The 9,075-nt window shown below is 71.1% G+C and carries 11 protein-coding genes; 3 read left to right on the top strand and 8 right to left on the bottom strand.

Translation table 11 applies throughout. From position 1 onward, the window contains the following. The 5 genes from E1267_RS40585 to E1267_RS40565 all read right to left on the bottom strand — a co-directional run. A partial coding sequence (locus tag E1267_RS40585) for a sodium:solute symporter family transporter (protein WP_425465126.1) occupies window positions 1-491 on the bottom strand: 491 nt, incomplete at its 3' end. Next, a complete protein-coding gene (locus E1267_RS40580) occupies window positions 488-787 on the bottom strand; it encodes a hypothetical protein (RefSeq protein WP_132341128.1) in 300 nt (99 codons plus the stop codon). The genes E1267_RS40585 and E1267_RS40580, both read right to left, overlap by 4 nt. Window positions 788-809: 22 nt before the next feature. Beyond that, complete coding sequence (locus tag E1267_RS40575) at window positions 810-1,550, bottom strand: LytR/AlgR family response regulator transcription factor (protein WP_132341126.1); 741 nt, start codon at window positions 1,548-1,550, stop codon at window positions 810-812. A 69-nt stretch (window positions 1,551-1,619) separates the two neighbouring features. After that, window positions 1,620-2,756, bottom strand: coding sequence for a sensor histidine kinase (locus E1267_RS40570; RefSeq protein WP_132341124.1), 1,137 nt, complete (start codon window positions 2,754-2,756; stop codon window positions 1,620-1,622). A gap of 65 nt (window positions 2,757-2,821) precedes the next feature. Next, entirely contained in the window at window positions 2,822-3,418 is a 597-nt protein-coding gene (locus E1267_RS40565) for a molybdopterin-dependent oxidoreductase (protein WP_246064622.1), read from the bottom strand. 238 nt (window positions 3,419-3,656) lie between these two features. Between E1267_RS40565 and aroF the strand changes: the two genes are divergently transcribed. Both aroF and E1267_RS40555 read left to right on the top strand, forming a co-directional pair. After that, window positions 3,657-4,688, top strand: a complete 1,032-nt coding sequence (gene aroF, locus E1267_RS40560) for a 3-deoxy-7-phosphoheptulonate synthase (protein ID WP_132341120.1) — start codon at window positions 3,657-3,659, stop codon at window positions 4,686-4,688. A gap of 134 nt (window positions 4,689-4,822) precedes the next feature. Further along, on the top strand, window positions 4,823-5,110 hold the full coding sequence (locus tag E1267_RS40555) for a YiaA/YiaB family inner membrane protein (RefSeq protein ID WP_132341118.1): 288 nt from the start codon (window positions 4,823-4,825) through the stop codon (window positions 5,108-5,110). Window positions 5,111-5,116: 6 nt separating this feature from the next. Here E1267_RS40555 and thiI read toward each other — a convergent pair whose 3' ends face one another. From thiI to macS, 3 genes are read right to left on the bottom strand one after another with little or no spacing between them, the layout of a single operon-like run. Continuing rightward, window positions 5,117-6,313, bottom strand: coding sequence for a tRNA uracil 4-sulfurtransferase ThiI (gene thiI / locus E1267_RS40550; RefSeq protein WP_132341116.1), 1,197 nt, complete (start codon window positions 6,311-6,313; stop codon window positions 5,117-5,119). A gap of 60 nt (window positions 6,314-6,373) precedes the next feature. Beyond that, window positions 6,374-7,015, bottom strand: a complete 642-nt coding sequence (locus tag E1267_RS40545; protein WP_132341114.1) for a response regulator — start codon at window positions 7,013-7,015, stop codon at window positions 6,374-6,376. A 39-nt stretch (window positions 7,016-7,054) separates the two neighbouring features. Beyond that, a complete protein-coding gene (gene macS / locus E1267_RS40540; protein ID WP_281283754.1) occupies window positions 7,055-8,155 on the bottom strand; it encodes a MacS family sensor histidine kinase in 1,101 nt (366 codons plus the stop codon). Window positions 8,156-8,274: 119 nt separating this feature from the next. On the opposite strand from macS, the gene E1267_RS40535 reads away from it, so the two are divergent. Beyond that, window positions 8,275-9,075: MHYT domain-containing protein (locus E1267_RS40535; protein WP_246064621.1), on the top strand; the 801-nt coding region annotated here is incomplete at its 3' end.

Raw genomic sequence — 9,075 nt, 5'->3', positions numbered from 1 at the left:
CCCAGCGTCGCAGCGCCCACGGCCGCCCACCCCAGCCACGGCGGCAGCCCGGTCAGCAGCCGCACCACGATCCCGGCGGCGTGCAGCTGCGCGACCATGAACGACAGCCCGATCACCAGGAGAAAACAGGTGGTGAACGGGCGCAGCCGGGCCGAGCGCAGCCGCCACCCGGCGAAGTCGGGCAGCGTGTACGTCCCCGAGCGCCGCAGTGGTGCCACGACCAGGGCCAGGATGACGACGAACCCGGCGGCGGCCCCGACGGGATACCACAACATCGGCCCGCCGTGGGTGGCGATGAGCCCGGCGGTGCCCAGGCAGGCCGCGGCCGAGGTGACCTCGGAGGAGATCGCGGCGCCGTTCCACCAGGGCGACACCTCCCTGGCCGCCACGTGGAAGTCGGCGAGCCCGCTGGAGCGGCGCGGCCGCGCGGCGCCCACCATCACGCCCAGCACGACGACGAAGGCGATCCCGGTGAGCACCGCGACGGTCATTTCTCCAGCCGCTCCGCCCGCCTCAGCTGCACCACGGCCAGCCCCACCCAGGCGGCCTGGGCGGCCAGCGACAGCGCCACCCAGACCTCGGGCGCGGGCACCCACATGGCGATGACGGGCACCCCCGTCAGCACTGCGGCGACGGCGGCCACGGTCAGCATGGCCTGCCGTAACTGGCGCCTGACGATGGCCGGCACGTCGGGCGGGACCTGCCGGCCGTCGGTCTCGGCCCGCCGCCGGCCGCGCCCGAGGGCGACGGGCCGGCGCGGCACCACGACGCGGCGCTCCGCCGTCACCGGACCGTTCCCCGGCCGGCCGTCACGAGATCACGCCTCTGTGCTGGCGTACGAGCTGCTCGCGGACCTGGCGGCTGTGCCGCCTGCTGACCTGCAGCGTCTCGGTGCCGACGGTCAGCGACACCCGCCCGCCCTCGAACCTGAGCTCGGTGACGTGCTTGGCCGACACCAGCGTGCTGCGGTGGATGCGGATGAACCCGGACTCCGACCAGCGTCGTTCGAGCGCGGCCAGCGACATGCGCACCAGGTAGCTGCCGTCGACGGTGTGCAGGCGCACGTAGTCGCCCTTGGCCTCGGCGAACCAGACGGCCTGCTGCGGCACGAAGCGGGTGCGGCCGCCCAGCTCGACCGGGATCACGTCGTCGTGGCCGGGCTCGACGGCGGGCGAGGCGGCGGCCTCCAGCCTGCGCACCGCCTCGGCCAGCCGCTCGGCCCTGACCGGCTTGAGCAGGTAGTCGACCGCTTCCAGCTCGAATGCCTGCACCGCGCACTCCTCGTGCGCCGTGACGAACACCAGCCGGGGCGGGCTGGGGAAGCCGCCGACGAGCCGGGCGAGATCGAGCCCGTCGAGCCCGGGCATCCGGATGTCGAGGAAGACGCCGTCGAGCCGCTCTCCCGCGCCGATCATCTGCACCATGTCCTGCAGTGCGGTGACGCCGTCGGCCGCGGTCGTGACCTGCTCGATCCGGTCGTCCTGGCGCAACAAGTAGGCGAGCTCCTCCAGAGCCGGCACTTCGTCGTCGACGGCCAGAACTCTCAGCATGTGCACCACGCTGCCGTAGAAAAGCAGAGGCCACAAGAGGCAAGCGAGCTTAGCGTAATGAATTGACTACTATGCGCTAAGTTGCGTCTTCGGTATGCACAGCCTCACCTTGGTGCCGGCGCCCAGTGCGGTTTCCACGACGAGCCCGTAGCCGTCGCCGTAGATCTGGCGCATCCTGAGGTCCACGTTCGCCAGCCCGATGCCGCCGCCCTCGCGGGCGGGCTCCTCGTCGAGCATGCGCCGCGCGCACTCCGGATCCATCCCCGCGCCGTCGTCCTCGACGGTGATGTGCGCCTCGGGGCCCGCGTCGCGCACCACGACCCGCACCTCCCCGGCGCCCCCGTTGCCGCGCATGCCGTGCTTGATGGCGTTCTCGACCAGTGGCTGCAGGCACAGGAACGGCACGGGCACCGGCAGCACCTCCGGCGCCACCTGCACGCTGAAGCGCAGCTTGTCGCCGAAGCGGGCACGTTCCAGCAGCAGGTAGCGGTCGACGCAGGCCAGCTCGTCGGCGAGGGTGGTGAAGTCGTTGGCCCTGCGCAGGGCGTAGCGGGCGAAGTCGGCGAAGTCGAGCAGGAGTTCGCGGGCGCGGCGGGGGTTCGTACGGACGAACGAGGCGATCGTCGTGAGCGCGTTGTAGATGAAGTGCGGCGAGATCTGGGCGCGCAGCGCGCGCATCTCGGCCTCCAGCGCGCGTTGCCGCGATGCGTCCAGGTCGGCCAGCTCGAGCTGGCCGGAAACCCAGCGGCCGACCTCGGTGACGGTGCGCACGAGCGCGGAGCTGACCTCGTCGTCGTGGGCCGCCAGTGTGCCCACGACCGCGCCGTCCACGTTCAGCGGCACCACCACCGCCGCGTACGGCTCGCCGGGGAACACCTGGGCCCGTCCCGCGGCCAGCGTGGCGCGGGCGTGGGCGAGCACGTCGCCGCAGGGCGGCCCGTCCCAGGCCAGCACCGCCTCGGCCGAGGTGATCGCGACGGCGTGGGTGCCGAGCAGCGTGCGCAGGTGCCGGACGGCCTTGCGGGCGGAGTCGCGGCCGAGCCCCGCACGCAGGGCCGGGGCCGCCAGCGCGGCGATGTGCAAGGTGGTGAACGTCGCCTCGTCCGACCTGCGGCCCCGCGGCAGCACGTCGCGGCGCGACCGCGTCCGGGCCAGCACGTACCCTGCGACGAAGGCCGGCAGGAGCAGCGCCACGCCAGTCAGCATGCGGGCCACCGTAGCCAACAACGCACCGTGTCCGGGGCGAAACCGTATGTGAGAACGATCTCTCGCTACGGCGGGCCCTCGCCGGGTTCCTCCTGGTAGGAGTAGCGCTGCTCGCGCCAGGGGTCGGCGACGTTGTGGTAGCCGCGCTCCTCCCAGAAGCCGCGGCGGTCCTCGAGGAGGTATTCGATGCCGCGCACCCACTTGACGCTCTTCCAGGCGTACAGATGAGGCACCACGAGCCGCAGCGGGTAGCCGCGGTCGGGGCTGAGCGGCTTCTCGTCGAGCTCCATGGCGAACAGCGTGTCCGGGGCGGTGAAGTCGGACATCCGCAGGTTGGCGCTGTAGCCGTACTCGGCCCAGATCATCACGTGGCGCACGCCGGGGTCGGGCGGGGAGGCGCCGATGATCGTGGTGGGGGCGACACCGCGCCATTCGTTGGCCATGAGCGAGAACTTGGTGACGCAGTGGAAGTCGGCCAGCCGGGTCGTGCGGGGCAGCCGCTCGAACTCCTCCCAGGTGTAGCGGTGCTCCTCGCCGGTGGCGGTGGCCCCGAACACGCGAAAGTCCCAGCTGCCGGGCTTGAAGGTGGGGACCCTGCCGTAGTGGATCACAGGTCTGCCGCGCGGGACGTACTGGCCTGGAGGCAGGCGCGACTCCTCCACGATCACTCCCCTCACCGGTCTCGCGTCTTGGGCCATCCTGCCATCGGACCGGCGCTGCCTCGCGGGCGGGTGCGGTGCGCTACGATTGAGGTCTATGCGTACAGCGTTCTGGTTTTGGTATGGCGACGGACCCGAGTCCGTTCGCCATCTGACGCTGCGCTAGCAGACAGGCGAACGAAAGGCCCCGGGTCCGTGAGGACCCGGGGCCTTTCGTGTTTTCAGGCAGAAGGAGAAGCAGATGGTGATCGTGATGGGCCCCGAGGCCACGCCGGACGATCTCACCTCCATCGTGTCGGTCGTCCAGGCGGCCGGGGTCGAAACTTTCGTCAGCAAGGGCGTGCGCCGCACCATCGTCGGCCTGGTCGGCGACGTGACCCAGCTCGACGCGGCCGGACTGCGCGGCATGCCGGGAGTGCGCGACGTGATGCGGGTGACGACGCCGTACAAGCTGGTCAGCCGGGAGAACCATCCGGAACGCTCCACGGTCCACGTGGGCGGCGTGCCGATCGGCCCCGGCACCGTGACGCTGATCGCGGGACCGTGCGCGGTGGAGACCCACCAGCTGACGCTGGAGGCGGCCAGGATGGCGCAGTCGGCGGGGGCGGTGCTGCTGCGCGGCGGGGCGTTCAAGCCGCGTACGTCGCCGTACGCGTTCCAGGGGCTGGGCGAGGCGGGCCTGCGGATCCTCGCCGACGTGCGCGAGGAGACCGGGCTGCCGATCGTGACGGAGGTCGTGAACGCCCAGGACGTCGAGCTGGTGGCGTCGTACGCCGACATGCTGCAGGTCGGCACCCGCAACGCGCAGAACTTCTCGCTGCTGCAGGCGGTCGGCGCGGCCGGGCGCCCGGTGATGCTCAAGCGCGGCATGAACGCCACGATCGAGGAGTGGCTGATGGCCGCCGAGTACATCGCGCAGCGCGGCAACCTGGACATCGTGCTGTGCGAGCGGGGCATCAGGACGTTCGAGACGGCGACGCGCAACACGCTCGACATCTCGGCCGTCCCGGTGGCGCAGCGGCTGTCGCACCTGCCGGTGATCGTCGACCCGTCGCACTCGGGCGGCCGACGCGACCTGGTGCTGCCGCTGACCCGCGCGGCCGTCGCGGTCGGCGCCGACGGCATGATCGTCGACGTGCACCCACATCCGGAGCAGGCGCTCTGCGACGGCCCTCAGGCGCTCGTCGACGCCGACCTGGGCGAGCTGGCCCAGGTCATGACCGACCTCCCCGTCCTGCTCGGCAAGTCGCCCGCGGCCGCGGTCGCCGCCTGACCCGACCGCCGTCCGCCATCTGCCACGAGCCTGCGTGAGACGGCCGGCCGCGCCACAAGCGCGCCGGCCGTACTCATGGGCGAATAAGTACGAATTCCCATGTGACGGATTTCTCCCGGCGCCACGATGAGCGCATGACCAAGCGTCTTCAACCCACGCGGACCAGCGCGTTCTATGCCCAGGCGATCCTGTCGTTCGCCGTCTCGATCGCCTCGGTGACGATCGCCCTGATCCACCTACCCGCCGAGGGGTGGATCAGGGCCTTCCTCGCCCTCGGACTGCTCTATGTCGTCACCTCGACGCTCACGCTGGCCAAGGTCGTGCGCGACCGGCAGGAGCTCTCGGAGATCACCAACCGCGTCGACCAGGCCAGGCTCGACAAGCTGCCGGCCGAGCACGACCCGTTCAAGGTCGACGCCTGATTTCCGCTAGAGGGTGTACTCCTGGATCGAGTCGGCGAGTTGCACGCACAGCTCCTCGGCGTCGAGCCGTTTCTCGATCTGCTTCAGGTCGTCGATCCTGGCCCGCGTCTCCGCGCGCTTCGGCGCCAGCAGGGAGCAGCAGTCCTCGTCGGGCAGCTCGGAGATCTCCAGCGTGCCGAGGCGCCGGGCCTCGGCCATGATCTCTGTCTTGTCCCAGCCCACCAGCGGCCGCAGGATCGGCAGCTCCACCGCGTTGTCCTGAGCCGTGATGTTGGTCAGGGTCTGCGAGGAGACCTGCCCGAGCGCGTCTCCCGTGATCAGCGCGGCGGCCCGGATGCGGTGGGCGACCTCCTCGGCCGTCTTCAGCATGAGCCGGCGCTGCGCGATCACGGCCAGGCGGTCCTGGCCGGAGGTGCGGATCGACTGCTGCGCCTTGCCGAACGGCACCACCCACAACCGCGAGCCGCCCTGGAACCTGTCGAGCTTGCGCACCAGCGCGTACGCCTTGTAGATGGACTCGCTGGTCGTGAACGGGATGCCGGAGAAGTGCAGGAAGTCGACGTGCAGGCCGCGCCGCATCATCCGGTAGGCCGCCACCGGCGAGTCGATGCCGCCCGACATCAGCACCAGCGCCCGCCCGCTGCTGCCGACCGGCAGGCCGCCCTGGCCGGGGATGCCGTCGGTGAAGACGAACACCTCATCCCTGTCGACCTCGATGAAGACCGTCAGCTCGGGGTTCCTCAGGTCGACGGGCAGGTTGTACTCGTCGTTGATCGCGCCGCCCACCAGACGGTCGAGCTCGTTGGAGCGCAGGGGGAACCGCTTGTCGCGCCGGCGCGAGCGCACCGCGAAGCGGGCGCCGCGCTTGGCCTCCTCGCTCTCCCCGACGAGCTCGAGCCCGGCCTTCAGCACCGTCTCGGGGTCTTTCGCGACCCGCCAGGCGCGGTGGATCCACACCAGCCCCGGCACGTCGGCGACCCGCTCGGCCACGGCCGCGGCCTGCTCGGCTCCGGCGCCCTGGGGCAGGAAGATCGCGATCACGCCGTGCCGCCTGCGCACCTCGACCTTGGTCCCGAGCGGCTTGAGCGCCTCGCGGATGTTGCCGATCAGACGGCGTTCGAACAGCTCGCGGTTCTTGCCCTTGAGGACGATCTCGCCCAGCTTGAGCAGCACGCACGGCTCGCCCAGGGCAGACATCGTCATGGTGGACCTCCGGGAGATGGGGAAAAGGCGTGTTGGTGCCAACGTCGCGCGCCCCCGAGTTTAGTCCGCGTCGAGGCCCCGCTCGATCGCATATCGCACCAGCTCCACCCGGTTGTGCAACTGGAGCTTGCCGAGGGTGTTCTGGACGTGGTTCTGCACGGTGCGGTGCGAGAGCACCAGCCGCTCGGCGATCTGTTTGTACGACAGCCCCTTGGCGACCAGCCGCAGCACCTGGGTCTCGCGCTCGGTGAGCCTCGGGCCCTCGGCGGGCGCGGCCCGCGCGGCCAGCCGCCGGTATTCGCCCAGCAGCAGACCGGCCAGTCCGGGGGTGAACACGGCGTCGCCCTCGGCCGTCCTGCGTACGGCGTCGAGGAACTCCTCCCGGCTCGCCGACTTCACCAGATATCCGGACGCGCCTGCCTTGACCGCCTCCAGCACGTCGTCCTGCTCGGCGCTGGCCGACAACACCAGCACGCGCGGCGCCGGCTCCAGCCCGGACAACCCGGCGGCCACCTCGTGGCCAGGCATGTCGGGCAGCCGCAGGTCGAGCACCACCAGGTCGGGGCGGACCGCACCGGCCACCCTGACCGCCTGCCGCCCCTCCCCCACGGTGGCCACGACGTCGTAGCCGGCCTCGGCGAGGTCTCTCGAAATCCCGTCACGCCACATGGGATGGTCGTCCACCACCATGACCCGCACCATGACCGCCACTCTAGGCCGCCCCCTCTCCCGGCCGCGACGTCATGCCGGGAGGGTGATCTCGACCTCGGTGCCCTGTCCAGGGACGCTGACGATCGAGACGTCACCGCCGACCTCGGCCATGCGGCCACGGATGGAGCGGGCGACCCCCAGACGCCCCTCGGCCAGCGCCTCGTCCAGCCGCCCGTCCGGGATGCCGGGCCCGTCGTCGCGCACGCTGACCGTCACCGTCCCCTCACCCGGCTCGGCGAGCACCCACGCCCGCGCCGACGGCCCGCAGTGTGTCCTGACGTTGTCCAGGGCGGCGCCGACGGCCGCCGCCGCCTGCTCGGCCACCGGCGCGGGCAGGACGAGCGGGGTCGCCGGGGTGGAGACCGTCACCTGGGACGAGGCGTGGCGAAGCAGCAGCGCGCGCAGGTCGGCCGAGCCCGGTGCGCCGCTCCCGCCGGGATCGCCGGCGACAAGGCGGCGTAGGGCGGCCTCCTGCTCACCGGCGAGACGGCCCAGTTCGGCTGCCTCGCCCCCGAGCCGCCGGCCACGCCGGTGCACCAAGGCGAGGACCTGCAGCACGGAGTCGTGGATGTCGCGGGCCAGGCGGTCGCGCTCGCGCTGGGCGGCCTCCATCTCGACGGCCCGCTGCATGCGTTCCTCGGCCTCCTTGGCGAGCCGGGCCACGTGGCCGACCACGACGCCCGACAGGAAGAGCAGGACCGCGCCGTTGATCAGGAGGGGCACGTCGGGGGCGCGCACGCGCAGCCACAGGTCGGCCGCCGCCATGACGACCGCCGCCACCGCTCCCGCGCGCCTGCCGCCGTGTACGGCCCAGGCCAGCACGGGCCCGGCCACCCAGGTCGCGGGGACGGGTGTGATGCCCTCCTCACCCTGCGCCGCGCCCTGGACGTACGGCGAGGCGAGCAGGCAGGCCAGCACCACGAGCAGGTCGAGCACGAGCAGCGGCCACCGGCGCAGCGCGGCGACGGAGTAGGCGAACGTCGCGGCCGCCGTCCACGCCACCATCACGCCGACGACCAGCCAGCCGAGCACCGGCTGCTCGTAGCCGCGGTTCTGCGCCATCAGCACGATCGCGTAGACGAGACTCGCGACGCGGAAGACGGCGATCGCCCGCCAGAACGGCCCTTCGATAGCCCTGAGCCCTTCTCATGTTTCCGACACAAGAAATTGACAGATAGTTACAGTATCCATGCGAAAGGGACATTCCCGATGGCAGAATCCGGGGACCCCTAATGCAAGGAACGCGATAGATGACCTCCGCTGTGAATCATTTCACCTATGGGCCGCTCACGCCGCTGCTGGCCTACGTGATGTCGTGCATCGGGTCAATGCTCGGCCTGCGCCTCACCGCGCAGGCCCACGCCTCGCGCGGGGGTTCCAAGGTGCGGTGGCTGCTCGGCGCGGCCATCTCCATCGGCGGCACGGGCATCTGGGTAATGCACTTCATCGGCATGATGGGCTTCCAGGTGGAAGGCACCCAGATCAAGTACGACGTGTGGCTCACCGCGGCCTCCGCGGCCGTCGCCATCATCGTCGTGGGCACCGGCCTGTTCCTCGTCTCCTACGGCCGCGGCCGGCTCCTGGCGCTGCTCGGCGGCGGTCTCCTCACGGGGCTAGGGGTGGCCTCCATGCACTACCTGGGCATGTACGCGATGAACATGTCCGCCCAGGTCTCCTACGACCGCGTCACCGTGGCCATCTCCGTGGTCATCGCCGTGGTCGCCGCGACGGTGGCGTTGTGGTTCACGCTCCGCGTCAGGAAGCCCATCTGGATCACCGGCGCGGCCTTGGTCATGGGCGCCGCCGTGTCGGGCATGCACTACACCGGCATGTACGCGATGCACCTCACGGTCGACTCGCAGCCCGCCGTGGTCACCGGCGCCGACGCGCTCGACTTCCTCGTGCCGCTCATGACCGTGATCAGCCTGATCACCCTGACCATGCTCCTCATGGTGATCCTCTCGCCGTCGGAGGAGGAACTGCACGAGGACGCTGAGCTCCTCGCCAAGCTGGAGCTGCGCCGGCGCACCGCGCAGCAACAGCAGCAGCTC

Origin of the sequence: Nonomuraea longispora (assembly GCF_004348345.1) — a bacterium.
GTDB classification, from domain to species: domain Bacteria; phylum Actinomycetota; class Actinomycetes; order Streptosporangiales; family Streptosporangiaceae; genus Nonomuraea; species Nonomuraea longispora.
This window is presented reverse-complemented; position numbering and strand designations above follow the sequence as displayed.